Source organism: Bifidobacterium samirii, from assembly GCF_003952945.1.
In the GTDB taxonomy this organism is placed as follows: Bacteria; Actinomycetota; Actinomycetes; order Actinomycetales; family Bifidobacteriaceae; genus Bifidobacterium; species Bifidobacterium samirii.
On sequence record NZ_QXGK01000022.1, the window covers coordinates 15,987 to 40,582 of the forward strand.

The 24,596-nt window shown below is 63.4% G+C and carries 18 protein-coding genes; 7 read left to right on the forward strand and 11 right to left on the reverse strand.

Translation table 11 applies throughout. From position 1 onward, the window contains the following. Nucleotides 1–766 precede the first annotated feature (766 nt). Entirely contained in the window at nucleotides 767–1,561 is a 795-nt protein-coding gene (locus tag D2E24_RS09090) for a rhomboid family intramembrane serine protease (RefSeq protein WP_125969026.1), read from the reverse strand. A 199-nt stretch (nucleotides 1,562–1,760) separates the two neighbouring features. Here D2E24_RS09090 and D2E24_RS09095 point away from each other — a divergent pair, with 199 nt between their 5' ends. Beyond that, nucleotides 1,761–1,994 carry a hypothetical protein gene (locus D2E24_RS09095; RefSeq protein WP_125969027.1) on the forward strand — a complete coding sequence of 78 codons (234 nt, stop codon included), beginning with the start codon at nucleotides 1,761–1,763 and terminating at the stop codon, nucleotides 1,992–1,994. Between the two features lie 487 nt (nucleotides 1,995–2,481). On the opposite strand, the gene D2E24_RS09100 is transcribed toward D2E24_RS09095, so the two are convergent. Continuing rightward, nucleotides 2,482–4,938, reverse strand: a complete 2,457-nt coding sequence (locus D2E24_RS09100) for a glycogen/starch/alpha-glucan phosphorylase (protein WP_125969028.1) — start codon at nucleotides 4,936–4,938, stop codon at nucleotides 2,482–2,484. Nucleotides 4,939–5,346: 408 nt separating this feature from the next. Between D2E24_RS09100 and D2E24_RS09105 the strand changes: the two genes are divergently transcribed. After that, nucleotides 5,347–5,754, forward strand: a complete 408-nt coding sequence (locus D2E24_RS09105) for a sterol carrier family protein (RefSeq protein WP_125969029.1) — start codon at nucleotides 5,347–5,349, stop codon at nucleotides 5,752–5,754. Nucleotides 5,755–5,940: 186 nt separating this feature from the next. Here D2E24_RS09105 and D2E24_RS09110 read toward each other — a convergent pair whose 3' ends face one another. Further along, complete coding sequence (locus D2E24_RS09110) at nucleotides 5,941–6,348, reverse strand: DUF3073 domain-containing protein (RefSeq protein ID WP_125969030.1); 408 nt, start codon at nucleotides 6,346–6,348, stop codon at nucleotides 5,941–5,943. Between the two features lie 157 nt (nucleotides 6,349–6,505). On the opposite strand from D2E24_RS09110, the gene trpS reads away from it, so the two are divergent. Together trpS and D2E24_RS09120 are read left to right on the forward strand one after the other, a co-directional pair. Next, nucleotides 6,506–7,606 (forward strand): tryptophan--tRNA ligase, encoded by a 1,101-nt coding sequence (trpS, locus tag D2E24_RS09115; protein ID WP_125969031.1) that lies wholly within the window; start codon nucleotides 6,506–6,508, stop codon nucleotides 7,604–7,606. Nucleotides 7,607–7,773: 167 nt separating this feature from the next. Next, nucleotides 7,774–8,703 (forward strand): hypothetical protein, encoded by a 930-nt coding sequence (locus tag D2E24_RS09120; protein ID WP_125969032.1) that lies wholly within the window; start codon nucleotides 7,774–7,776, stop codon nucleotides 8,701–8,703. Between the two features lie 702 nt (nucleotides 8,704–9,405). On the opposite strand, the gene D2E24_RS09125 is transcribed toward D2E24_RS09120, so the two are convergent. Next, nucleotides 9,406–11,271 carry a threonine/serine exporter family protein gene (locus D2E24_RS09125; protein WP_125969033.1) on the reverse strand — a complete coding sequence of 622 codons (1,866 nt, stop codon included), beginning with the start codon at nucleotides 11,269–11,271 and terminating at the stop codon, nucleotides 9,406–9,408. 21 nt (nucleotides 11,272–11,292) lie between these two features. Here D2E24_RS09125 and D2E24_RS10375 point away from each other — a divergent pair, with 21 nt between their 5' ends. Beyond that, a complete protein-coding gene (locus tag D2E24_RS10375) occupies nucleotides 11,293–11,466 on the forward strand; it encodes a hypothetical protein (protein WP_164521080.1) in 174 nt (57 codons plus the stop codon). Between the two features lie 166 nt (nucleotides 11,467–11,632). After that, nucleotides 11,633–14,389 carry a phosphoenolpyruvate carboxylase gene (locus D2E24_RS09130; RefSeq protein WP_125969034.1) on the forward strand — a complete coding sequence of 919 codons (2,757 nt, stop codon included), beginning with the start codon at nucleotides 11,633–11,635 and terminating at the stop codon, nucleotides 14,387–14,389. A 311-nt stretch (nucleotides 14,390–14,700) separates the two neighbouring features. On the opposite strand, the gene D2E24_RS09135 is transcribed toward D2E24_RS09130, so the two are convergent. Beyond that, nucleotides 14,701–16,470: an FAD-dependent oxidoreductase gene (locus D2E24_RS09135; protein ID WP_420897490.1), complete on the reverse strand. Its 1,770-nt coding sequence runs from the start codon at nucleotides 16,468–16,470 to the stop codon at nucleotides 14,701–14,703. Between the two features lie 12 nt (nucleotides 16,471–16,482). Further along, a complete protein-coding gene (gene ahpC / locus D2E24_RS09140) occupies nucleotides 16,483–17,046 on the reverse strand; it encodes an alkyl hydroperoxide reductase subunit C (protein WP_125969036.1) in 564 nt (187 codons plus the stop codon). 357 nt (nucleotides 17,047–17,403) lie between these two features. On the opposite strand from ahpC, the gene D2E24_RS09145 reads away from it, so the two are divergent. Further along, nucleotides 17,404–18,033 carry a carbonic anhydrase gene (locus D2E24_RS09145; RefSeq protein ID WP_164521081.1) on the forward strand — a complete coding sequence of 210 codons (630 nt, stop codon included), beginning with the start codon at nucleotides 17,404–17,406 and terminating at the stop codon, nucleotides 18,031–18,033. A 59-nt stretch (nucleotides 18,034–18,092) separates the two neighbouring features. On the opposite strand, the gene D2E24_RS09150 is transcribed toward D2E24_RS09145, so the two are convergent. The 5 genes from D2E24_RS09150 to D2E24_RS09170 form a co-directional block, all read right to left on the reverse strand. Next, nucleotides 18,093–19,232, reverse strand: coding sequence for an ATP-binding protein (locus D2E24_RS09150; RefSeq protein WP_125969038.1), 1,140 nt, complete (start codon nucleotides 19,230–19,232; stop codon nucleotides 18,093–18,095). Nucleotides 19,233–19,666: 434 nt separating this feature from the next. Then, on the reverse strand, nucleotides 19,667–20,794 hold the full coding sequence (locus D2E24_RS09155; RefSeq protein WP_125969039.1) for a glycoside hydrolase family 172 protein: 1,128 nt from the start codon (nucleotides 20,792–20,794) through the stop codon (nucleotides 19,667–19,669). A gap of 116 nt (nucleotides 20,795–20,910) precedes the next feature. Next, nucleotides 20,911–21,789 carry a carbohydrate ABC transporter permease gene (locus D2E24_RS09160; protein ID WP_125969040.1) on the reverse strand — a complete coding sequence of 293 codons (879 nt, stop codon included), beginning with the start codon at nucleotides 21,787–21,789 and terminating at the stop codon, nucleotides 20,911–20,913. A 52-nt stretch (nucleotides 21,790–21,841) separates the two neighbouring features. Continuing rightward, on the reverse strand, nucleotides 21,842–22,783 hold the full coding sequence (locus tag D2E24_RS09165; protein WP_206430960.1) for a carbohydrate ABC transporter permease: 942 nt from the start codon (nucleotides 22,781–22,783) through the stop codon (nucleotides 21,842–21,844). Between the two features lie 145 nt (nucleotides 22,784–22,928). Continuing rightward, complete coding sequence (locus D2E24_RS09170) at nucleotides 22,929–24,233, reverse strand: ABC transporter substrate-binding protein (RefSeq protein WP_125969042.1); 1,305 nt, start codon at nucleotides 24,231–24,233, stop codon at nucleotides 22,929–22,931. Between the last annotated feature and the right edge of the window lie 363 nt (nucleotides 24,234–24,596).

Below are 24,596 nucleotides of genomic sequence, written 5' to 3' on the forward strand. Positions count from 1 at the left end.
CGTCTGTTCGGGGCCACTGAGGCCTTGTCGGGACTTCAGATGCCGGCGGGGATGGCCGGAAACGTCCTTTTCGTCACGCAATCGAGACGTCTGCGTGTCGATTGTGAAGTTCGGCGGCCCTATACATTCGCAACGGACGCGCAGATCTTCTGATTGCGCGTCCGTTGCGAGGTTTTGATCATGCGCCGGCACTGTTGTTTCCACGGCACAGCATTGGTCAACACCGGCGGTGATTCAGCCGGCCGGAGTTTTACCCAACGTTCGATTATCCACAGGTCAAATCCCATGAAAATCAACGATTACGGTGACTTATGCACAAGTTATCCACCGGTTATCCACATCATGGGGATAACTTATCCACCAGCATCAGGTGTTTATCCACGGGTTTTCCACAGACTTATCCACAATTGGGGATAAGTTCGCACGGGACTTATGGTACGGATTGTGGATAACTCAAACCAGTAATCCACAATAATCAGAAATCCGCATCATTCTGCGGTTTTCAGCTATCCATGCTCGTATCTCAGCGTGGGTTATCCACCATCTTGCGGTAGTTATACCCAAGTTATCCACAAGGTTTTCCACAATTGTGGAAAACTACACGTGTGTAATTCCACTCGTGTAAGCCCGTCGGACGGGCGTCCTGACGTAGTCACGACGTTGGCCCTCCCGCAGGGGGAGGGCCAACAGAATATCGGCATCATCGCAGCGATGATCGCAGACCGACCGTGCCATCATCGGAACGGACGATCCGACCGCGGGCGCGTCACCACAGCAGCGACGCCATCATGCGCGCGGGATTGGCGGCATCGCACAACGCGATCAGGACGACCATCACCGCCAGCACGGCCACACCGTACACGACGGTACGGTACTTGAGGCTCTTGCCGCGCAGCGCGTGCACGCCCGACACCAGCAGCCACGTGAACGCGCCGCCGATCAGGAAACCGCCCACATGCGCCTGCCATGCGATGTTGCTGATCACCACCGGCATCGCGAAATTGATCACCATCCACACCATCATCGAACTGATGTCGGCGCCGATGCGACGGTAGACGACCAGCATCGCCGCAAACAGGCCGAACAGCGCGCCCGACGCGCCGTACGCGGCCTGCAGCCAGCCGTAGCCGCCGGGGGCGAGCGCGGCCCACGCCATCATGCCCAGGCCGCCGCCGACGCCCGACAGCACGTACAGCGCGAGGAACGGCCAATGGCCCATCATGCGTTCCAATACGGGTGCCACCGACCACAGCGTCAGCATGTTGAACAGGATGTGCACGATCGACGTGGGCTGATGCAGGAACATCGACGTGACGAACAGCCACGGGCGGTGCGTGGCGAGCATCGGCTGGAACGCGCCGGCGCTCAGCAGCATGGACAGGCCGGCCGGCCACACCAGGGACAGCAGCAGTTCGACCACCCAGACCGCCACGCACATCGCGAGGATGATCGACGTGATGACCGGGCCGTTGTCGCGCCACTGGTAGCGGATCGCGCGCCTGTCCAGCAGGTCGCGCAGCGTGGGGGAGGAGGGGAAGAGACTGAATCGACGATATGACATGCCTTCACTCTATCGGCAGGGCGGGTGCCGGGTGCCGACAGCCGGTCCCCGGACTCGCCGTACGGCGCGTAAATCCACCCAATCGTCACAAAAACCGGCCTATGATGGAGAAAGTTGGCTTGGACGGGCAGGCCACCTGCATGGCATCGTGCATGATCCGCGTGCATGGCCTACGTGCATGACATAGAAAGGAGCCGTCATGGAGAACAAGTCCTCTAACGGTTGGAAGTTCTTTGCGCTGCTGTTCGGCGCGCTGCTCGCCGGCGTGGTCGGCCTGTACATCTACAAGCAGCAGAATCCGGATTACGATCCGTGGGAGGAGCCGTGGGAGAACAGCTCCTCGCCGGTCGACCTGGGCCTGACCAAGGCCGAGGAGCCCGAGGAGGCCGAAGACAAGCCGGCCGTCGAGGAAGCCGCTCCGACCGCCGCCTGACGACAATCGACATACGACATACGAAAGCCCGGTATCGCAACGTTCCGCGATACCGGGCTTTCGTCATATCATGACCATTCCGGAAACTGGCCGGTGCCCGAAGGCCAGTGCGGGATCGTCTCATGACGGCACCGGCCCGTCATCTCGTGGATTTGTATGCGGCTGGACGATGGTGCCGCATGCAAATCCACGAAAAGACCGGGCGAATCGTGGACTTGTATGCGACGGCTTCGTCGGGACGCATACAAATCCACGATGCGATGAAGCATCGGCACGATTCGGCCGACATCCGGCCATCATTCCCCGTATACGAGATGTCCCGCCCGGAACGATCCGGGCGGGACATCATCACGCGGCGCACTGGCCCGTCGTCAGGCGACGGGCGGACGCAGTCCGATGGACTGATGACGTGTGCGGAGACCGCCGTCCGAACCCGAAGGCGTGCTTCGCACGTCGAGGGTGAGGAAAGGCGGTATACGCTCCGTCATCAGGCCAGCGGGCCGGTGTGCCAGATGCGCTCGAGGTAATCCTCGATCGAACGGTCGGAGCTGAAGTAGCCGGAGTTCGCGACGTTGAGCAGGGCCTTGCGGTTCCACTCGAGCGGGTCGCGGTAGAGGGCTTCGATGTCGGCCTGGATCTCGGTGTACGCGGTGAAGTCCGCGAGGGTCATGAACCAGTCCTTGGTCAGCCAGTCGGCGACGAGCGGCGCGTAGGTGTTGCGGTCGCCGTTGGAGAAGGTGCCGTCGGAGACCATGTCGATGGCGGCCTTCAGGCGCGGGTCGGCCTCGTAGTACTTGGCCGGCGAGTAGCCGTCCTCGTAGAGCTTGTCGACCTCGTCGACGGTCATGCCGAAGAGGAAGAAGTTCTCGGCGCCGACGCGCTCGCGGATCTCGACGTTCGCGCCGTCGAGGGTGCCGACGGTCATCGCGCCGTTGAGGGCGAACTTCATGTTGCCGGTGCCGGAGGCCTCCTTGCCAGCCTGCGAAATCTGCTCGTCGAGGTCGGTGGCCGGGATGAGGTGCTGGGCGAGGCGCACGTTGTAGTTCCACGGGAAGTACACGTTGAGCTTGCCCTTGACGTCCGGGTCGTTGTTGACGACGCGGGCGACGTTGTTGATGAGCTGGATGGTCATCTTGGCCAGGTAGTAGCCCGGGGCGGCCTTGGCGCCGAAGATGACGGTGCGCGGCAGGACGTCGTCGGCGGAGATGCGGCCCGACTTGATGTCCGCGTAGCGGGCGATCAGGGCGAGGATCTTCAGGGACTGGCGCTTGTACTCGTGCAGACGCTTGACCATGGTGTTGAACATGGTGTCCGGGTTGAGCTCGAAACCGTACTCGCGCTTGGCGTAGGCGGCGAAGTCCTCCTTGTTGGCGCGCTTGACGGCGGCGAACTTCTTGACGAATTCGTCGTCCTGGGCGAGCGGCTCGAGGCCCTTGAGCATTTCGAGGTCGCTGAGCCACTTGTCGGTGCCGAGGCCTTCGGTGATGAGGGCGCTCAGACGCGGGTTGGCGAGGCGGATGAAGCGGCGCGGGGTGACGCCGTTGGTCACGTTGGTGAACTTGCCCGGGTAGATGTCGGAGAAGTCGCGCAGGGTGACGTCCTTGAGCAGCTCGGAATGCAGCTCGGCGACGCCGTTGACGTGGGAGCCGCCGGCGGAGGCCAGGTAGGCCATGCGGACCTGCGGGTTCTCGCCTTCGGTGAGGATGCGCATGCGATCGATCTTCGCCTTATCGAGGGTCTTGGTGGCCAGCTCGGCGAGGAAGTTGGTGTTGATCGCCTTGATGATCTCGAGGTGACGCGGCAGCAGCTCGCCGATCAGGTCGGCCGGCCACACTTCCAGCGCCTCCGGCAGCAGGGTGTGGCAGGTGTAGTTGAACGTGCGGGTGGTGATGTCCCACGCGGTGTCCCAGTCGTAGCCGTATTCGTCGATGAGGACGCGCATGAGCTCGGGGATGCCGATGACCGGGTGGGTGTCGTTGAGCTGGAAGCAGATCTTGTCCGGGAAGGTGGTCAGATCCGGCTTGTCCTGGCCCGGGTAGAAGACGCGGATCGCGTCGTGGATGGACGCGGCGACGAAGAAGTACTGCTGTTCGAGGCGCAGCGCCTTGCCCTGCGGGGTGGAGTCCTCCGGATAGAGGATCTTGGAGATGTTCTCGGCGGCGACCTGCGGGGTCACGGCCTCCATGTACTCGGAGCGGTTGAACGCGGCGAGGTCGAACTCGTCGTAGGAGCGGGCGCTCCACAGGCGCAGCGTGTTGACGCGGCCGGACGCGTAGCCCGGGACCATGTAGTCGACCGGCACGGCGCGCACGGACCAAGCCGGCTGCCATTCCTTGGAGCCGTCGGCGTGGGTGATGACCTTGCCGCCGAAGTTGACGCGCTGCGAACGGTTGTAGTCGACGCGGCCCCACGGCTCCTCGTTGGCGAGCCAGTATTCGGGCTTCTCGACCTGCTTGCCGTTCTCGTCGAACTCCTGGCGGAAGATGCCGTACTTGTACTGGATGCCGTAGCCGAAGGCGGGCACGCCCAGGGAGGCGAGGGAGTCGATGAAGCAGGCGGCGAGACGGCCGAGGCCGCCGTTGCCGAGGGCCGGCTCGTATTCGGCGTCGATGACGTCCTGCGGGTTGAAGCCGAGGCTTTCGACGGCTTCGTCGAACTGGTCGAGCATGCCGGCGTTGAGCAGGGCGTTGCGCATCTGCTTGCCCATGAGGAACTCGGCGCTCAGGTAGCCCACGGCCTTGGTGTTGCCGTTGACCATGTCCTGCTGGGTCTTGAACCAGGCGTCCTGCAGGTAGTGGCGCACGACGAGCGAGGCGGCGACGTAGACGTCGGCCGGGGTGGCCTGCTCCGGGGTGACGCCCTGCGCGTACTTCAGCTGTTCACGGATGCCGTCGGCGAACTCGGCCGTCGTGACCGGCGACTTGGGTGCGGTGATTTCGGTCATGTCTTTGACTCTCTTTCCGGTTTGTTGTCCCTGCATCATTATGCGCCGCCACGCTGACCTCGCGTAACGATGCAGGACGAACGCTGCCTTACGTTCTCTGCAATCGTTTGCACAACGATGCCCATGATAGCGCATCGCGCACAACACGCAATTTCCCCATAGTACGACCCCCGCAAGAACGAAACTCGAACCGGTTCGAGGACCGGACGTCGGCGTCGCTTGAATGAGATATCGATGCCGCATCCCCACCGAAACCCGACGCCGCACGGACGCCGGCGGCCGAAGCAATTGCGACCGTCGGCGCGGCGATCATCGACACACGCACGCGCACCGAACGGCCGACACGGGCAGGGCGGACGACGCGTAAATCGGACGACACTGCCCGACCGACCGCGGTAGGGTGGTGGCATGGCCGTGATACGAGAACAGGACATCGACAAGGGACGCGACGCGTGGCGGCGGTGGGCCGACGCCGCGCGCGCACAGCGGGACGCCGGCACGGACGCACTGGACGTACGCCCCGACCTGCCGAGGCCCATGTGGGCGATGGCGGTGCGCTACACGCTGCACCTGCTGGAACGCAAGGCGCCCGGCCCCGGCGTCGAAGTGCGCGTCGCGCCGTGGGGCGCCGTCAAGATCCTCGACGGCCCCGAGTCCGACCCGCACAACCTCACCCCGCCCGACGTCGTCGAACTCGACCCGGACGTCTGGCTGCGCGTCGCCGCCGGCATCACCGCATGGGACGACGAACGCGACGCCGGGCGCATCGGCGCGATCGGCGAACGCGACGACCTGGGATGGCTGCTGCCGCTGTGACGGACGCGACTGGCCGGCGGACATGACGGCCGCAACGGGGGGAATCGGCAGGCGCCAATCAAGCCAATCATGACGATCGAACCGATCAATACGACGACGGGCCCGACTTCCATATAAGGGAGTCGGGCCCGTCCTGCGTTCGTCTGGTTCGTCGCAACGCGTCACGGCGAACCGGGTGAACGGAAGCTACTGCTTGGGCTTGAGCGCGGCCGGCATCGGCATCGGAATCGGACGACGCGGCATCGGCTTCGGAGCCGCCGGCTTGGCCGACGTCACCGGGAACTCGCCGCTCGTCGCCTTCGCGGCGGCCTCGGCGGCCCACTTCGCATACTCGTCGAGATCGTCGTCGATCGACGCGGACTCGACCGGCTCGTCCGCAACGGACGGCGCGGCCGCCTCGACATCATCGACGGCATCCGCATCATGGTCATGCGCATACTGCGCCTCGATATCGGAGAACGGATCAAACGAACCGACGCCGGGCTCCTGCGCCCCCAGCTCCTTCGCGAGCTCGTCGTAATCAGTATCGGTGGTCAAGTACTTGAGCTTCCGGGCAATTTTCTGCTGCTTGGCTTTCTGACGTCCGCGGCCCATGTGACCCCCTGAAAAAATTACTGTACGTATCGATTCATCACATAAGAGAGTACCACCTGATGCGCACGTTCGGCTTGTCGTCTCGGACTTTTACGATAAAAGCGATATTTTCAGGCGTTTCAACACGCGAGGGACAGTACACGCAAAGGCGGGAACAATGACGGACGAATCCCAGGAACAGCAGCTGACCGCGGCCGGCAACGAAATGAGCGCGAGCTTCCTCGCCGCCAAGAAGCGTTCCGACGCGACCCTCGCCAAGCTTGAGGAGAACCCCGGCAAGTTCACCATGCTCACCGGCGACCGCCCCACCGGGCGCCTGCATCTCGGCCACTACTTCGGCTCCATCCGCGAACGCGTCGCCATGCAGGAACGCGGCGTCAACACCAACATCATCATCGCCGACTATCAGGTCATCACCGACCGCGACACCACCGAACACATCCAGGACAACGTCCTCAACCTCGTGCTCGACTACATGGCCGCCGGCATCGACCCGGCCAAGACCATGATCTTCACCCACTCCGCCGTGCCGGCCGAAAACCAACTCATGCTGCCGTTCCTGTCGCTCGTCACCGAAGCCGAACTTCACCGCAACCCGACCGTCAAGTCGGAGATGGAAGCCTCCGGCCACGCGCTCACCGGCCTGCTGCTCACCTACCCGGTGCACCAGGCGTGCGACATCCTCTTCTGCAAGGCCAACGTCGTGCCGATCGGCAAGGACAACCTGCCGCACGTCGAAATCACACGCACCATCGCACGCCGCTTCAACGAACGCTACGCGAAGAAGCACCCCGTATTCCCCGAGCCGGCCGCGATCCTGTCCGAAGCGCCGGAGATCCCCGGCCTCGACGGCCGCAAGATGAGCAAGTCGTACGGCAACTCGATCATGCTCGGCGCCACCGCGGAGGAGACCGCCAAGCTCATCAAGAAGAGCCCGACCGACTCCGAACGCCGCATCACGTTCGACCCGGTCGCCCGCCCGCAGGTGTCCGCGCTGCTCACCACCGCCGGCCTCGTCACCGGGCGCGACCCGAAGGACATCGCCGCCGAGATCGGCGACTCCGGCGCCGGCGCGCTCAAGGCGTACGTCATCGAATCCGTCAACACGTTCCTCGCGCCGCACCGCGAGCGCCGCGCCGAACTCGCCAAGGACATGGATACGATCCGAGACATCCTCAACGACGGCAACAAGCGCGCCAACGCGATCGCCGAGGAGACCCTCGAGCAGGTGCGCGAGGCCATGGGCATGAAGTACTGATCGCCTGCGGCGTCTTGTCTCGCAAATGAAAAGCCCTGGACTACGGTTCAGGGCTTTTCGTTTTCCGACAGAAAAGTTCCCGGTGAAAATCGAACTATTCCGCCCACTTATCCACATGCGCGCGTGAGACAGTGGCAACAGGCATGCTTTTTCCGTAGGTTCGAGGCATGACCGAAGAATCACTATCGCTCAAAGCACTCACCGAGCTCAAGAATCTACGCATGCAGTCATGCTCGGAACTGCTGGGAAGCACCAAGTCAAAGCTCATATTCTCCCGAACCACGGCACTGGAGCTCCTGGCCATAGAGAAGCCGCGGCTTCCAGTGGACAAAGGACGGGATAGACAGTTCTACGCCATCGTGCCGAAGCTCAACAAGCGCGGCAAGGTACCCGGCGTACAGTATCTGGTGTGGAGCGGCCCCATCGAGACGCAGGTCGTCAACCGAAAGTTCGAATGCACTACGCCCGTATGCACATGGGCCCATTTCGCGCCGGTCCTGACGATTGAGGAACTCATCGTATTGGGAGAGTCCATGATGCGCCGCAACAGGAAGCTCAAAAGGGCCACCATCGACGACTTCCGGTACTACATAGACAATGCCAGCCGTTTCGAAGGCATCACCAAGTGCCGTCTCGCATTGCGCATCATGCAGGAGGACACCGATTCGTCGCAGGAGACGCGCACGCGCCTCGCGCTGATGCGATACGGGCTGCCGTCACCCGAGGTGAACTATGAGCTGCATATACCCAACACCGCCAGAACTCTTGTGCTGGATATGGCCTACCCGAATCTGAAGATCGCAATCGAATACGACGGCGCGTATCATCGCCACAGCGCCCAGCAGGTACTGAAGGACGACAAGCGGCGGGAGGAGATAGAGTCCGCCGGATGGGCGTATGTCAAGGTCACGCTGGTGGACCTCAAGGACAATGCGGCACAGGAAGAACTGGCCCAGCGCGTCGCCACGAAGATGGAGCTGGCACTGGGATTCCCTGTGCCGCTGGAACCTCGACTGGAGATCGAGCAGATCTGCAACGGACATCGTCGTCGACGCAAGACCATCTGGGACAAAGCCACGAATCGATCAGCCAACTGATCGACCGGCTGCGGGGAAGAGCAGAATCTTGAACCATGTCTTCGACCGAATGAGGGGAAGAACGCCCCTGCATGCAGCTTTCTCCCAAGTGAGGGGAAGGAACGAGACCTTGCGCACTTCTTTCGGCCTTCTGAGGGGAAAGGCCACGCGGAATCCTTGGCTAGGCTAAGCCCTTTTGGGCGGAAACCCTTGAATTCTCGCCTTCAGATCGGAGAAATCTTTCCCCTCACATGGCCGAAAGAAGCGTGCAAGGGCCCTATTCTTCCCCTCAAATCGGAGATTCCCGCCGTCGTACCGAACGGCTCGCCCGATACGTCCATTCTTCCCCTCCAAATTGGAGATTCCACCAGTCGTCTTGGGATGGCGGAGGTATCAACCTCGATGTCTTCACCTCAAATCGAAATTCATACGAGTCAACCGGCAAACGGCTTTCAAATCGCAGGCCTCATTCCGACACCGAGGTGGGCAGAACACACTCATACCCGATCGTTCGGGCCGACCCGGGATGCTTATAGAAAGTAGACAGCCGGTGTCCCATCTCCCTCGGACAACCGGATGGGGGCACTCAAAACGCTTTGGCGATAAGCGGGGCAATGGACCTGGACCTCTCCGACTTCGGAGCACACGACTGAGACGACGAGAGGCCCCGGGCGTATGCCCGGGGCCTCTCTCGTCACGAGGTCGGATTCCTCACCGCCGCTGTCAGATGTCGTAGCGCCAGGACTTGTCGGTGATGACGCGGGCCATGGCCAGACCGATCGGCAGGCAGATGATCACCATGAACGCGCGGAACGCCCAGTCGAGCGCCAGCTGCGTGTCGAACTGGCCGAGGTGGAACATCGCCTGATACATGTACAGGCCGGGCACCATGATCACGATCGACGGCACGGTCAGGCAGATGCGCGGATAGTCGAGATACGGGGGCAGCCAGCCACGGCGCACCGACGAACGCCACGCGGAGGCGAGCAGACCGGCCAGCAGCGCGCCGATGAACGCGCCCGCCTCGGCCGGCACACCGGCGAAGTCGACCAGCTCAAGACGCAGCGTGTCCGTGAACGCGCCGATCACCGCAGCCGTCAGGCACATGCGCTGCGGCGAGTTGAACAGCACCGAGAAGCCCCACACGCCGCAGAACGCGGCCACGAACCGCAGCGCGCAGTTGAGCACCGGGTCAAGGCCGAGCGACTCGAAACCGGTCGGGTTGAGGTGCACGATGCACGCGACCATCCAGCCGGCGAGCGTGGCCATGAGCACGATGCACATCACGTACGTGACGCGCTGCACGCCCGACGGGAAGTCGATCTTCGCCATGTCGAGACCGCCCGTGATGAGTGGGAAGCCGGGGATGACGAACAGCATCGCGCCGATGTACGCGGTGTCGTGCTCGAGCGCCACCGGGTCGAACATGCCGATCAGTCGCAGCATGCCGGTGCAGGCGAGCGCCGCGACCGCCACGCACACGAACGTGACGAAGAACTGGTTGAGATGGTGGGCGAACAGCCGGCGGCGCAGCCAGTGGCCGAGGCCGGCGCCGACGAACGCGCCGACCATGTCGTACACGCCGCCGCCCAGCAGGAACACGAAGGACGCGCAGGCGACCGCCGACGCGAGGCCGGCGAACGCGGGGGAGTAGAGCGGCTTGCGCCGTTCGATCAGGTCGAGCCGTTCGTGGGCTTCGCGCACGGTGATGCGGTGGCCGCCGTGGTTGGATGGCGTACCGGAGGACGGGGTGGTCGATGCGGACGATGCGGCCGAGGCCGGCGCGGGGGATGCGGTACCGGTGGATGCGGATGCCGCGATGCCTGCGCCCGCGCCCGCGGCGACCGTCTGCATTGAGTCGACGCCGGCCGGATCCGCGGCTGCGGATGCAGCCGCCTTCGCCGCCGCGGCCGCCGGCGCATGATGGTCGAAATGCTCGGCGTACGACGCCGGCGGCCGGTGCGTCGCCGCCTTCGTCTTCGGGCTCGCGATCGGCCGGATGCCGATCGACGTGCGTTCCCGTCCGATGGAGCGCGGGTTCGTCGCGGGCGCGTCCTCGACGGCGGCGCTCGCGGCCGCCCCGGTGCCGTCGCCGGCACCGGCGACACCGGCTCCCTTGCGCCCGGCGTTTTCGAGCGCTTCGATGGCCTCGACCGCCTCGCGGTCCTTTTCGACGGCGCGCATCACCGAGTGGCGTGCGTCCGGCGAGTCGAGGTGTTCGACGAGTTCTTCGGAGATCGTGGACTGCGCGTGGTACATGGAGTCCTCGCCGAGGTTCACGTTGAACCAGTCGGCGAAGTGTTCGAGCAGCCAGATGCGTTCGGTGTTGACGCCCGTGGTGGGCAGGTCCACGACTTCGGTGATGCGGTCTTTGCCGTCGGTGCAGGCGGCTTCGATGTCGGTCAGGTTGACGTCGGCGCGCACGTGCACGCCGAGCGGGTAGGCGATGCGGTGCATCATCTCGCGTACGCGGAACGATCCGGTGCCGGCGCCCAGGTCGAGCATGCCGACGCGGACGATGACGCTCGCCTTCGCGGCGATGCCGGCTTCGGCGACCGGCTTGTCCCAGTCGCGTTCGATGTCCTCCATGTCCAGTGGGATGGAGTGGGTGTGGAAGTGCTGGACCGCGACGGCGCTGCTTTCCTCGCCTTGCGGATGCTGATGGGATTGCCCTTGCTGTTGTTCTCGACTCACGCCCTCTATATCTACTCCGTAGTCCTCCCGGCCCGTCCGAGCACGGCGGCCGCGGAGGCCCGTTTCGACCCTCGGGCGTTCGCCATGTGACCGATTGCGCCGGTTCGTAACGCAAACGTCGATTGGGCGGGCCTACAATGGGGCGCGCAACCGTTGAACCGATGGCTGTGGGCTCGCAACGGCCGGCTAACACAACTGCGGAGGAGCCGCAGATGGCCGGCAGACCGAGCAACCGGGAGTTCAAAAAGGAGGTCTGATGACATTACCCGATCAGCAGATCACGCCCGCGGACGCCACAATCGTGACGTCGGGACTCGGGACGAAGGGTCCCGAGGAGCGCGATCTTCCCGCTTCGCTCAAGCACGACATGGACCTGTGCCTGCAGATCCTGCGTGAGGTGCTTGACGAGTTCGACCCGAAGCTGCTCGCCAGCTTCGACAAGGTGCTGGGCTATGCAGTCGAAGCCAGCGCCGAACATTTCGAAGGCGCGATGACCGACCCCGATCCGGATCAGGACGGCCTCGCCAAGGCCGTGGAGACCATCGACGACATGCAGCTGCATGATGCGCAGCTGCTCGCCCGCGCGTTCGCCACCTACTTCCACCTCGCGAACCTGTGCGAGGAAAACTACCGCGTCTCCGTGCTGCACCAGCGCGAGGCCGAGGTCGACGACGCCCAGGCGGTCGACCCGGTCAACGAGATGACGTGCGCCTACCATCAGCTCATCAGCGAGATGGGCCCGGCCAAGGCCCAGGAGCTGCTCGAGCGTCTTGAGTTCCATCCGGTGTTCACCGCCCATCCGACCGAGGCCCGCCGCAAGGCCGTCGAGGGCAAGATCCGCCGCATCGCGGAGCTGCTCGAGGCGCACAAGCTGCTGGGCGGTTCGGACAAGAAGGAGAACCTGCGCCGTCTCTACAACGAGATCGACGCCCTGTTCCGCACCTCGCCGATCGCGCTCAAGAAGCCGACCCCGGTCGAGGAGGCCGACACCATCCTCGACATCTTCGACAACACCCTGTTCGAGACCATCCCGGCCGTCTACCGTCGTTTCGACGACTGGATCCTGGGCGACAAGGCCGGCCTCGTCGAGCCGGTGTGCCCCGCGTTCTTCCATCCGGGCAGCTGGATCGGCTCCGACCGCGACGGCAATCCGAACGTCACCGCGAAGGTGAGCCGTCTGGTCGCACGCAAGTTCTCCGATCATGTGATCGGCGCGCTTGAGGAGGCAACGCGCTCCATCGGCCGCAATCTGACGATGGAGACCGGCACCACGCCGGCCAGCGCCGAACTGCTCATGCTGTGGAACCGTCAGAAGGAGATGAGCGAGCGTCTGACCGACAAGGCCGCGCTGATCTCCGCGCAGGAGACGCACCGCGCCGTCATGCTCGTCATGGCCGACCGTCTGCACTACACGATCGAACGCGACGCGGACCTCATGTACCGTTCGGCCGACGAGTTCCTCAACGACCTGAAGATCGTGCAGCGTTCGCTGGTCGCCGCCGGCGCGAAGCGTTCCGCCTACGGCCCGCTGCAGGATCTGATCTGGCAGACCCAGACGTTCGGCTTCCACATGGTCGAGATGGAGTTCCGTCAGCATTCCGTCGTGCATTCGCGCGCGCTGGAGGACATCCGCGAGCATGGCCTGCACGGCGAGCGCGGCCCGCTGCAGCCGATGACGCACGAGGTGCTCGACACGTTCCGCGCGCTCGGTTCGATCCAGAAGCGCAACGGTCTGAAGGCCGCCCGCCGCTACATCATCTCGTTCACCAAGTCGGCGCAGAACGTGCGCGACGTGTACGAGCTGAACCGTCTCGCGTTCGCGCATCCGCAGGACGTGCCGGTCATCGACGTGATCCCGCTGTTCGAGCAGCTGGAGGATCTGGAGAACTCGGTCGACGTGCTCGAGGAGATCATCAAGATCCCGGAGGTGCAGAACCGTCTCAAGGCCACGCACGGCAAGATGGAGGTCATGCTCGGCTACTCCGATTCGTCGAAGGACGCCGGCCCGACCACCGCCACGCTCGCCCTGCACTCCGCCGAGCAGCGCATCGTCGCCTGGGCCGAGAAGCATGCGATCGACCTGACCCTGTTCCATGGCCGCGGCGGCGCCGTCGGTCGTGGCGGCGGCCCGGCCAACCGTGCGGTGCTCGCCCAGCCGAAGGGCTCCGTCAACTGCCGTTTCAAGCTCACCGAGCAGGGCGAGGTCATCTTCGCCCGCTACGGCAACCCGGTGCTGGCCGTGCGCCACGTCGAATCCGTGGCCGCCGCGACGCTGCTCCAGTCCGCTCCGAGCGTCGAGAAGACGAACACGGAGATGACGGAGAAGTACGCGGACATGACCGCCAAGCTCGACGAGGCCGCGCACAACCGCTTCCTCGACCTGCTCAACACGCCTGATTTCGCGCCGTGGTTCTCGATCGTCACGCCGCTGACCGAGGTCGGCCTGCTGCCGATCGGCTCCCGTCCGGCCAAGCGTGGTCTGGGCGCCAAGTCGCTCGACGACCTGCGTACGATCCCGTGGGTGTTCGCCTGGGCCCAGGCGCGCATCAACCTGGCCGCATGGTACGGCCTGGGCAGCGCGTGCGAGCAGTTCGGCGACCTGGAGACGCTGCGCAAGGCGTATCAGGAGTGGCCGCTGTTCTCGACGTTCATCGACAACATCGAGATGTCGCTCGCCAAGACCGACGAGCGCATCGCCCGCATGTACCTGTCGCTGGGCGACGACGAGGAGCTGTCCGCGAAGGTCCTCGACGAGATGGAGCTGACCACCAAGTGGGTGCTGCGCATCGTCGGCGACGAATGGCCGCTGCAGCACCGTCACGTGCTCGGCCAGGCGATTCGCATCCGCTCCCCGTATGTGGACGCGCTGTCGGTCACGCAGTTCCTCGCGCTGCGTTCGCTGCGTAAGAAGGTGGACAAGGAGGAGCTCAGCCAGAGCCAGCAGGCCGAGTTCATCTACCTGATCCTGTGCACCGTTTCGGGCGTCGCCGCCGGCCTGCAGAACACGGGCTGATCCGCGGTATCGCCGTATGACGGCGGCGCGTCGGCCGCGGACCTTCCGTCCCGCCGATCGCGCCGCCGTCCGGCCGATGACCGATGACCGATGACCGATGGCATCGCATAAGGGCGGGGTGCGTACGTCACGTACGCGCCCCGCCCTTTCGTCTGTCCGGCCGGCCGATTCCGCCCGTTTATATTCTTTTATATTCTTTTAGATTCTTTTAGATTCCGATGATTTCAGACTGCTGATGAAAAATGCTGAGGCCATGCATGCGATATGCACAGCCTCAGCATTAGCACTCCCCGCAAGCAAGTCCAGTCACGTCAGGCGCCGAGGAGCGTGAGCATCTGGGGGATGCTCTTGCGGCCGAATTCGACCTGACGCGTGCCGTCGGACTTCGTGACCACGATGCACGGCACGCTCATCGCACCGTAGCGGTCCTTGAGTTCCGGGAAGTGCGACACGTCGTACGCTTCGGCCCGCACGCGCGGGTTCAGCGACGCGATGCGCTGCGCGGAGAGCACCGTCTCCGGGCACATCGTGCATGTCAGCGAGACGAGGATCATGATGTCCGTCGGCTCGTCGATCGCCATGATGCGCGCACGCAGGTCGTCGTCCAGCGGCTGGCCGGGGCCGGCCGCGTTGTACAGGCCCAGCACGAACGAGTTGAACTCGTGGCCCGAGGGGACGCCGTGGAACGCGAGACCGGTCGGCTCGCCGTCCACCAGCACGCGCGCGCACGGGCGGGCCGTCGGCAGTGCGTCGTCCACGTCGAACACGGCACGGCCGGCGTCGTCCTTCGCATAGTCCGCCGCGGCGGTGCCGTCGGCGAGCGTCACCGTCAGCTTGCCGTCGGACAGCGCGGCCATCGTCTCGACGAAGCCGCGCAGCTCCGCCGACAGCGGCGTATCGTCCAGGTCGAGCGCGATCGCGGCCGGCTTGGCCATGCGGCCGAACACGACCTTGAGCTGCTGCTTGACCGCGTCGGAGAACAGTTCGCCCGGCTTGCGCGCGGCCGCGGCCGCGTCGGCGCTGCGCTTGACGGGCGCGGGGGAGGGCGTCGTGCCGGCGGCCTGCGCCGACGCGGCGGCCTGCGACGCCTGCTCGTACGCCGACCTGGTCGGCCGCGGCGGTGTCATGCCGGTCTTCTCGCTCATCGTCTTCGCGTAGCGTTCGAGTTCGACCGCGGCGATCGCGCCGTCGGCGGTGGCGGTGACCACCTGCCGCAGGTTCTTCACGCGCAGGTCGCCCGCAGCGTACACGCCCGGCACCGACGTCTCCAGATAGCCATGCGTCACCACGTAGCCCTGCTCGTCGAGTTCGACGACGCCCTTCACCAGGTCGGTCGCCGGCACGTATCCGGCGAACACGAACACGCCGAACGTCCCCTCGTCGGCCGGCTTCCACACGCTCGTCTCGCCGGTCTCCACGTCGCGCAGCGTCGCCTCGCGCAGGCCGCCCTGACCGGCGGTCACGCCGTCGAGGACGGTCCGGTAGCGCACGTCGATCTTCGGATTCGACTTCGCTTCGGCGGCGACGGACGCGTCGCACGTGAAGTCCTCCTCGCGCACGAGGATCGTGACCTTGCTCGCGTACTTCGTGAGGAACACGCTCTCCTCGGCCGCGGCGAACCCGCCGCCGACGACCAGCACCTCGCGTCCGGCGAAGAACTCGCCGTCGCAGGTGGCGCAGTAGGCGACGCCGCGGCCCGCATACTCGGCCTCGCCGGCGAAGCCCAGCTTGCGCGGAGACGCGCCGGTGGCGATGAGGATGCCGAAGGTCCGCAGGTCGCCGCGCGTGGTGTGCACGGTCTTCACGTCGCCGTCCACGTCGAGGCCGGTCGCCTCGGCGGACAGGAACTCGGCGCCGAAGTCCTTCGCCTGCCGGCGCATCGTCTCGGTGAGGGCGCGGCCCGTCGTGCGGCCGACGCCCGGATAGTTGACGACCTCGTTCGTGATGGTGATCTGCCCGCCGAAATCGTCCTTTTCGAGGACGAGGACGCGGTAGCGGGCACGCGCCAGGTAGAGGCCGGCGGTCAGTCCCGCCGGGCCTCCGCCGATCACGACGACGTCATACAGATCGTTGTTGTCCACGATCGCCGCCGATCAGAGCATGCCGACGAGGTCGAGGCTCGGCTCGATGGTCTCCTCGCCGGGCGTCCACTTGGCCGGGCACACCTGGTCGCCGTGCTCGTAGACGAACTGCGACGCCTGCACGCGGCGCAGCAGCTCCTCGGCGTTGCGGCCCACGTTGGACGAGATGACCTCGTAGGCCACGACCTTGCCCTCCGGGTTGATGATGAAGTCGCCGCGCTCGGCCAGACCGTCGGCCTCGCTGTACGTGTCGAGGTCGCGGGCGAGCAGCGCGGTCGGATCGGCCAGCATCGGATACTCGATCTTGGCGATCTTCTCGTTGGCGTCATGCCACGCCTTGTGCACGAAATGCGTGTCGCAGGACACGGAGTAGATCTCGCAGCCGATCTCCTTGAACTTCGCGTAGTTGTCGGCCAGATCCTCGAGCTCGGTCGGGCACACGAAGGTGAAGTCGGCGGGGTAGAAGAAGAACAGGGACCAATGGCCGAGCACGTCGTCCTTGGTCACCTCGCGGAATTCGTTGTTCTGGAAGGCCTGCACCTTGAAATCGGTGAGTTCGTGCTGCAGAAGGGTCATGATGGTTCCTTTCGATGATGGCGCCGATGGTTTCGGCCGCCGATTCCAGCATATCCGTTCCGCACCGCGCCGCGCCCGGACCACGCCGACGGCTGATTCCGTCGCCGGTCCGGCGGGGCGGCGTGCTACCCGGAGGCGTGCGCCGGCGGTCGCCGACGATCGTCCGTCATCGGCGACGATATCCGAAGGAACGTCCGCCATGTAAGATGACAGATGGAACCTACGATCGGACAAGGGAGTGGAATCATGACGGACGATCAGTTCGACGGCAACGCATGCGACGGCGCGCACGACGGCTACGACGCGGCAGGCGCGCAGGAATCCCACGAATCGACCGCGAACGCGACGTGGAGCCGCATGCTCGCCGGCAACCGTCGCTTCGCCGAAGGCAAGGCGGAGCATCCGTGGCAGGACCCGCAGACCCGCGAATCGCTGATCGACCGGCAGAACCCCGACGCGGCCGTGCTCTCGTGCGCCGACTCGCGCGTCTCGCCCGAAATCGTGTTCGACGCCGGTCTGGGCGACCTGTTCACGATCCGCACCGCCGGCCAGATCGTCGACGACGCGGTCATCGCCTCGCTCGAATACGCGGTCGACAAGCTGCACGTCAGCCTCATCGCCGTCATGGGCCACGAATCGTGCGCCGCGATCGACCTGGGCGCGCGCGAACTCGACGCGATGATCGCCGCCGCGACCGACGACGCCGACTGCTCGATCGAAGCCGCCGACCAGATGGCCGACCTCGACGAGCGCATCGCCGCCTCCGATTCGATCATCCTGCGCGAGGCCGGCATGTCCGTGTGGCAGGCGCGCGAGGCCGAACTCGACGACCACGCCGACTTCGAACGCGTACACATCGCCCGCACGATCGAGGAGATCGTCATGCGCTCCGAAGTCATCCAGGACGCGCTCGCGCACGACCGGCTCATGATCGTCGGCGCCCGCTACCAGCTCGAATCCGGCAAGGTCGAAGTCCTCAGCTTCTGACGTTTGCCGTCACTTCGTACGGCGCAACGTACGGCGTGACCGCGCGTGATCGCACACCGTCACGCGCGGTCACGCAGGTATTCGCCCAAGTGCGGCACGGCGAATTCGAGTTCGCCGTGGCCGGACGGGCGGATCAGCCGGTTCGCGATGAGCACCGCGCGATATTTGTTCACCCAGCTGCGGCTGCGCTTCACGCGCTCCGCGACGTCACCCACCTTGGTGGGGTTCGGCGCGTCCTTCGCCATCGCGTTCAGGAACAGTCGTTCCGCCGACGTGACGCCGTCGAGCGCGGGCGCGCAGACGGCGTCGTCGAACGCCATCAGGGCGTCCGCAATGCCGGCGGCGACGTCCTGTTCGCCGATCGCATCCGACCGACGCCGCTGGGCCGACTGCCACATGTAGTATCCGACGAGCTGCACCATGTACGGGTAGCCGTCGGATTCGCGCGCGGCGGCCAGCGCCGTCCGCTCGTCGATCGTCTTGCCCGAGGACGCCACCGATTCCAGATACGCGTTCTTCACGTCCGGCAGCGGCACGTTGTCGAGTTCGCGGCGCAGCGCACGTCGCAGGAACGTCGTCACCTCGTTGCCCAGCAGGTCGTTGAGCATCGCCGGCAGCCCGGCGAACACGATGGCGACGCCCCTCTTCTCCGCATCCGGCACGTCGGTCTCGTCCAGGTCGGTGATGACGTGCTGGACCGCCGTGGCGATCGCGATGAGGTCCTCGCGCGACGCCGCCTGCGTTTCGTCGATGGTGATGAGAATGCCCTTGCCCTTGCCGATCTTCTTGGAATCCAGCCGTTTGCGGATGGCGTTGCGCAGGGTGAGCGGGTTGGACGCGGTGGAGAAATGCGCTTGGCCGAGGCTCGCCGTCGCGATGCCGGCAATGCCGATCGACGGGCTGAGATTCGCCTGGTCGAATCGCATGCCGGTGGGGGAGAGCGCTTCGATCAGCCGCGCGACCAGTCCTTCCGACGCGGTTTCGGCGATTGTCTCCCACTGCTGGGCTTTGGCGATGCGCCGGAATTCGGTCAGCATGACCGTCTTGCCGAAACCGCGCTGCCCGGTGATCAGCATGATGCGGCCGGGCGCGCCCGCCCCGTTGGCCAGAGCTTCGGAGAAATCGTCGATGATGGACTGCCGTCCGATCAGAATCGGCGGCATCTTGCCCGCCGTGGGTTTGAACGGATTGATGGCCATGATGGGCTCCTTCCCTTCCCCGCGGAACGCCTGTCTTGTCGCAACGGCTCGAGTCGGCCGCGCCGATGCACGACGGTTCGTCTCATTGCGTGCGAATGTATACCATCGTACACGAAAGTACACCAACATACACCAACGTACACTGATGTACACCGCTGTTCAGAGAATGGCCGGCAACAATCAGAGACAAATAGAACCCACGCAGTACGCTACTGGGGCAGCTCAAGGCCAAGTCCGGCAAGATGACTCAAAGGAAAAGCCCATGAGGTTCTTGCTCCATGTAGGACAAGAGACTCATGGGCACAACGCGGGAGAGGTTCTGCGACATCCGAAGAACAGAGCGTCGGTCTTCCGGCACCGGAGCAGGTAAAGCCGGATGACGGAGAAGACGCAATGATGTCCGCGACGGTAGTGGTCGCAGACATCATCAAACGTCACCTCGGACGGCGGAACTTGCGATCTCCAATGGACGGGAACGGCTTGTGCGGTTCAGTCTGATACCAGTAGGCGACGGTCGCCACGTCGTCCTGACGTTCGAAGTTGCCGCCCTCCTCTGTACCGATCTGCTGCCAAGTGACGCGTAGGTTCTTCTCGAAGTACATCGGGTCGGGCAGGTGCCAGCGGTACAGGCCTCTCGTTACTGGCGTAGCGGTGTCCCAGTAATTGCTCTCGCGCCCGGCGAGGTTCTGCGAGTAGAACGGGAACCCGAGGTACGGTCCGGTGAACGTCTTCTCATACATACGGCCCTGATCGTTGAAGTCAGCGAAACTCCACGCGCCACCGAAATAGTCCTCGGCACCCGTACTGCACCATGTGGGATATTCGTTGTCGTCATCGATGTAGAACTTGAACTCGCCTTCGCCCCACCAGCGACTCTCCAGCGCAGTGAGTGCCAAGTACGTGCCGACGTAGGTGCCACGACCTTCGACGCCGTCGAGTACAACGTAGTCGTGGCCGAGTTCGGTGACACGTTCGCGACGCCACTGCGCGTGGAATCGCATCGCATCATCGGGCAGCTCATCATATTCGGTGTAATCAATCTGATAGAAGAATGCCGGCACATCCTCGTTGTGGTCGCTACGCAGCACTATGCGCGCATGCTCGAACGGCATTGCGAAGTAGCAGTTGAAGCCGCGGTTCGGGTTCACCATGATCGGAATCGAGTTGATGTCGCATGACTGCGCGTGACCGCAGCAGAAGAAATCTCCTATCGGACACTGCACGGAAGGCGTCTCCTCACCATCCCAGTAAAACTCAAGGATGAGGTTGCGCAGCACGTCCGGACCAGTGGGGGAAGTCTTGTCGGTCACGGTCATCCAGATATGGCGGATGACGCCCGGACCATCGACGTCCATCAGAGTCACGGATTCACCGGCCTTGACTGTGCGAATGCAGGGGCTTCCTTTACGAGAAGGTCCTAGAGCGCTCGCGGCCATCGCGGCACGTCCCTTGCCGCCATTCGGGTTCTCGGCATTGATGCAGCGTGTACGGCCCGGGGATTTCAGAGCTACGGCATCGAGGACGCCCTGTCCCAATCCGAGGTTCGCATTTGTATTGAACATGCGTTCACTTCCTTTCATGATGAGATGCCCGGCCCGTTCCGCATGTCGCGTCATGTGTGTTTCCCGGTAGCTTGCGGAGCGAGCCGTGGCATGTATCGGCTATACGGGTGACGCCGCTACTTCACAGCTCCGGCAGTGATGCCCTGGGAAAGTTTGCGCTGGAAGATGATGAAGAAGATGATGGTCGGGATGATGCTGAGCAACGAGGCGGACGCCAAAGTGGTGGCCTCCATCGTGTGCTGGCCCTGCAGTGTGGCAAGCGCCAATGGGATGGTCTGCACATCGTCGCCCATAAGGAACGCCATCGGAATCATGTACTCGTTCCAGGTCCACACGAAGAAAAACACGAACAGCACGCTGATGGTCGGCCAAGAGATCGGCAGCACGACCTTGCGCAGCACCTGCCAGCGTGAGGCGCCGTCAATCGCGGCCGCCTCGAGAATGGCCTGCGGGAACGTTCCATACACGCTGGAGAGCAGGTAAGTGCCGTATGCACTCTGGATGATTGTGAAAATGATGATGATTGCGAGCTTGGTGTTGTACAGACCGGCGGCCTTGAACATCGTATACAGCGGATAGAGGAGCGCCTCCTGTGGCATCATGTTGGCGAGCATGATGGCGAGTACGATCCACGTGTTGCCCTTGACTTTGCCGATGCCCAGCGCGAAAGAGTTGAGCACGGAAAGCACGACGGCGGCGACGGCCACGACAAGCGAGATGATCAGAGAGTTGAAGAACTTCAGCGGGAATTTAGTGGTCGTCCAGAAGGAGACGATGCCTTCCATCGTGAAGGTCTTCGGCAGACTCAGAGGACCGGTGGCATTATAGTCGGCCTGTGTCTTGAATGCGTTGACGGTGAGCACCAGCAGTGGGAACAGCACCACCAGCGCGGCGATGACGAGCAGGATGAGCGTCACCCAATCCCCCGCGGAACGTACGTGCTGTGTCTTGTGCGATGTCCTCTTCGCCGCGGCGACGGTCATTGATTGCGTCATGGTTCAGCCCTCAGTTTCAGTCTCGATGATTGTGTTCGTTGCGTTGTCGTGGTCAGACCAGATTCTTCTCGACGCGCTGCTGGATGATGGTGAACACGATGGAGAAGACGATGATCACAGCGGTCAGCGCAGTAGAAATGGCGGCACCATAGCCGACCTGCTGCACTTGGAAGAACTGGTTGTACGAGTAGTAGGAGGGGACGGTGGTCGCAGTGCCAGGACCACCCTTGGTGAGCAGGTAGACCGGAGCGAAGGTCTTCAGCGCGCCGATAGTGGCGGTGAGGATGACCACGAGCAGTTCGGGGATGATGGATGGCAAGGTGACGACACGGAACTTCTGCCACCAGTTGGCGCCGTCGAGGCTGGCGGCCTCATACAGTTCCGGGTCGACGCGCTGCAGACCGGACATGAAGATGACAATCGGATAGCCGAGCTGAATCCACACGAGGATGAACATGAGTACGGGCAGAGCACTGTCAGGACTGCCGAGCCAGTTGTGGGTCAGCGAACCAAGACCGATCTGTTCAAGGAGCGCGTTAACGGCACCGTCTTCGGGGCGGAAAATCCAGCCCATGATGATCGCGGCGACGGCGACCGGAAGCAGTTGCGGCAGGTAGAACAGTGCGCGCAGGAACGATGCGGTCTTGCCACCGAACTTCTTCTGGATGACATCGGTAAGCAGGGAAGAGATGAACAAGCCGAGGATGGTCGGAATGACCACGATGGCTACGATAATCCAGAACGAGTTGAGGAACGAGATCCAGAACGTGGAATCCTTGAACAGGCGCTGCCAGTTCTGTAGTCCGACGAATCGGACCGGGCCGACGCCGCGCCAGCGGGTGAAGCTTAGATAGATGTTCCAGACGAACGGGACGATGACGACGATGGTCAGGCCCAGGATGCCCGGGATGAGATAGGGCACGAATCGCGATGACTTGTTGCCGGGAAGTCGCGACAGCGATTCGTGATGAGCATGCTTGCGATTGCCTGCCATTGCTCTCTGCTCCTTCATATGCGTTGACGATGTCTTGATGTGTGTTGGACGAAGGTAGGAACAATTACGAACGGGGGACACACCCCACCATGACCGTTTTCGGCTGGGTGGGCCGGCCGATGCGACCGGCCCACCCGGTCTGCTATCAGTCGGCGAAGCCCATCTCCTCAACGCCGGAGTCGTACTTGGAGTGAATATCCTTGAGTACGGCGGAGGCATCCTTGGTTCCGTTCACGAGTTCCTGGAAGGAGGCCGGGATGGCATCGGTGAGGCTGGATGCGGCGTAGTCGGGGTAGTAGCTGAGCTTGCTCTCGCTGGCATAGGAGTCGTACTCCTCAATCATGTCCTTGCTCTTCTCATCGGTGATCTTGTCGGGGTCGGCAGCAACGGGGATGCCGCCGGCGTTGCCGAGGAAGTTCTGGACCTCATCGGAAAGCACATAGTCGATGAACTTGGCGGCGAGATCCTTGTGCTTGGAACGTTCGGGAATGACCAGCAGATTGCCGGCGCAGCCGACGGCGTACTCGGAGTCGGGCATGACGGCAGCGGTCCACTCGAAGTCCGTAATCTGCTCGACGAAGCGCCCCTGATTCCAGGTGCCGGTCTGGTAGATCGGATACTCGCCCTTGATGAACGCCTGAGTGGTGTCCTCGGCCTTCATACCGGTCGCGTTCTTGGAGATGAAGCCCTTGTCAAGCCAGTCACTAATGGTGTCGGTGGCGCCGGTGAGAGTCTCGGAGTCCCAGTTCACGTCGCCCTTGTACAGGTGCCAGTTATCCATGAACTCGGAGTCAGCGTTCTTGGAAACCAGCTGCCACCACAGCCACATCACACCGTACTCCTGAGCATCAGCGGCGATCGGGGTCACACCGGCATCGACGAACTTCTGGCAGGCGTCAACGAACTTGTCGTAGGTGGTCGGAATTTCAATACCATACTTGGCGAACAGATCCTCGTTATAGTAGACGCGCTGGAACTCGGCATAGCTGGACATGCCATACCAGGTGTCTCCACCCATGATGCCGTTCTCGTCATACTTGGCGGTTTCGGCGTTGGAGCCGGTGACCTTCTCGTCCCAACCATACTGATCGACATAGTCGCCAAGATCGGTGAGCAGGCCCATGGTCGAGAGCACTCCGGCGGAACCGTTGCCACGGTTGGATTCCATGAGGTCCGGGGCTTCATCGGAGTTGAGGAACTGGCTACCGTTCTGGGCGATCTGAGTGAAGGACTTACGTTCGAAGTTGATGGTGACGCCGGTCTCTTCCTTGAACATTTCGGCGGCCTTCTTCCATGCCTGGGTCTGACCGGCGTCTTCCTCCTCGTAGTACCAGAAGGACAGGCTGTCCGGGGTGCCCTCATCCTGCGCGGTATCGTTGCCGCACGCCGCCAGCGCCGTCACGGACATGGCCGCCACGGCCAGTGTGGCGAGACCTCGTTTGATGTTCATGGGTTACTCCTTTTCCTTTGGTTATTGCTTGCGCAACAGTTGCCTTTTAGTAATCGAATCGTTTCGATTACAAGAATGAGCGTTGAGTTCCTTTCATGTCTGTTACGAGCCGGCCGCCCTTGTGAGCAGAATGGCCATAGCTCTATCGAAACGTTTCGATTACCATAGCGGCGAAAGTGCGGCAGGTTCCTTCATCGGAGTCATACCTCGCTCTCAGCTAGGGAAATCTTTGGATAGGGGGGTGTTCCTATGTTTTTGTCAACTCTGTAGGTGGTCGACGTGTCGGTTCACGGACCGGGCGTTATGGGCACGCTCCGCCCTGCCGGCGGCGTCCGGCGTGTTCGTCGTGGCGCTCAGGCCGCC

Coding starts and splice junctions, on each gene's coding strand:
- D2E24_RS09090 (WP_125969026.1), bottom strand. CDS start 1,561: ATGTCATATCGTCGATTCAGTCTCTTCCCCTCCTCCCCCACGCTGCGC.
- D2E24_RS09095 (WP_125969027.1), top strand. CDS start 1,761: ATGGAGAACAAGTCCTCTAACGGTTGGAAGTTCTTTGCGCTGCTGTTC.
- D2E24_RS09100 (WP_125969028.1), bottom strand. CDS start 4,938: ATGACCGAAATCACCGCACCCAAGTCGCCGGTCACGACGGCCGAGTTC.
- D2E24_RS09105 (WP_125969029.1), top strand. CDS start 5,347: ATGGCCGTGATACGAGAACAGGACATCGACAAGGGACGCGACGCGTGG.
- D2E24_RS09110 (WP_125969030.1), bottom strand. CDS start 6,348: ATGGGCCGCGGACGTCAGAAAGCCAAGCAGCAGAAAATTGCCCGGAAG.
- trpS (WP_125969031.1), top strand. CDS start 6,506: ATGACGGACGAATCCCAGGAACAGCAGCTGACCGCGGCCGGCAACGAA.
- D2E24_RS09120 (WP_125969032.1), top strand. CDS start 7,774: ATGACCGAAGAATCACTATCGCTCAAAGCACTCACCGAGCTCAAGAAT.
- D2E24_RS09125 (WP_125969033.1), bottom strand. CDS start 11,271: ATGGAGGACATCGAACGCGACTGGGACAAGCCGGTCGCCGAAGCCGGC.
- D2E24_RS09130 (WP_125969034.1), top strand. CDS start 11,633: ATGACATTACCCGATCAGCAGATCACGCCCGCGGACGCCACAATCGTG.
- ahpC (WP_125969036.1), bottom strand. CDS start 17,046: ATGACCCTTCTGCAGCACGAACTCACCGATTTCAAGGTGCAGGCCTTC.
- D2E24_RS09145 (WP_164521081.1), top strand. CDS start 17,404: ATGCTCGCCGGCAACCGTCGCTTCGCCGAAGGCAAGGCGGAGCATCCG.
- D2E24_RS09150 (WP_125969038.1), bottom strand. CDS start 19,232: ATGGCCATCAATCCGTTCAAACCCACGGCGGGCAAGATGCCGCCGATT.
- D2E24_RS09155 (WP_125969039.1), bottom strand. CDS start 20,794: ATGTTCAATACAAATGCGAACCTCGGATTGGGACAGGGCGTCCTCGAT.
- D2E24_RS09160 (WP_125969040.1), bottom strand. CDS start 21,789: ATGACGCAATCAATGACCGTCGCCGCGGCGAAGAGGACATCGCACAAG.
- D2E24_RS09165 (WP_206430960.1), bottom strand. CDS start 22,783: ATGGCAGGCAATCGCAAGCATGCTCATCACGAATCGCTGTCGCGACTT.
- D2E24_RS09170 (WP_125969042.1), bottom strand. CDS start 24,233: ATGAACATCAAACGAGGTCTCGCCACACTGGCCGTGGCGGCCATGTCC.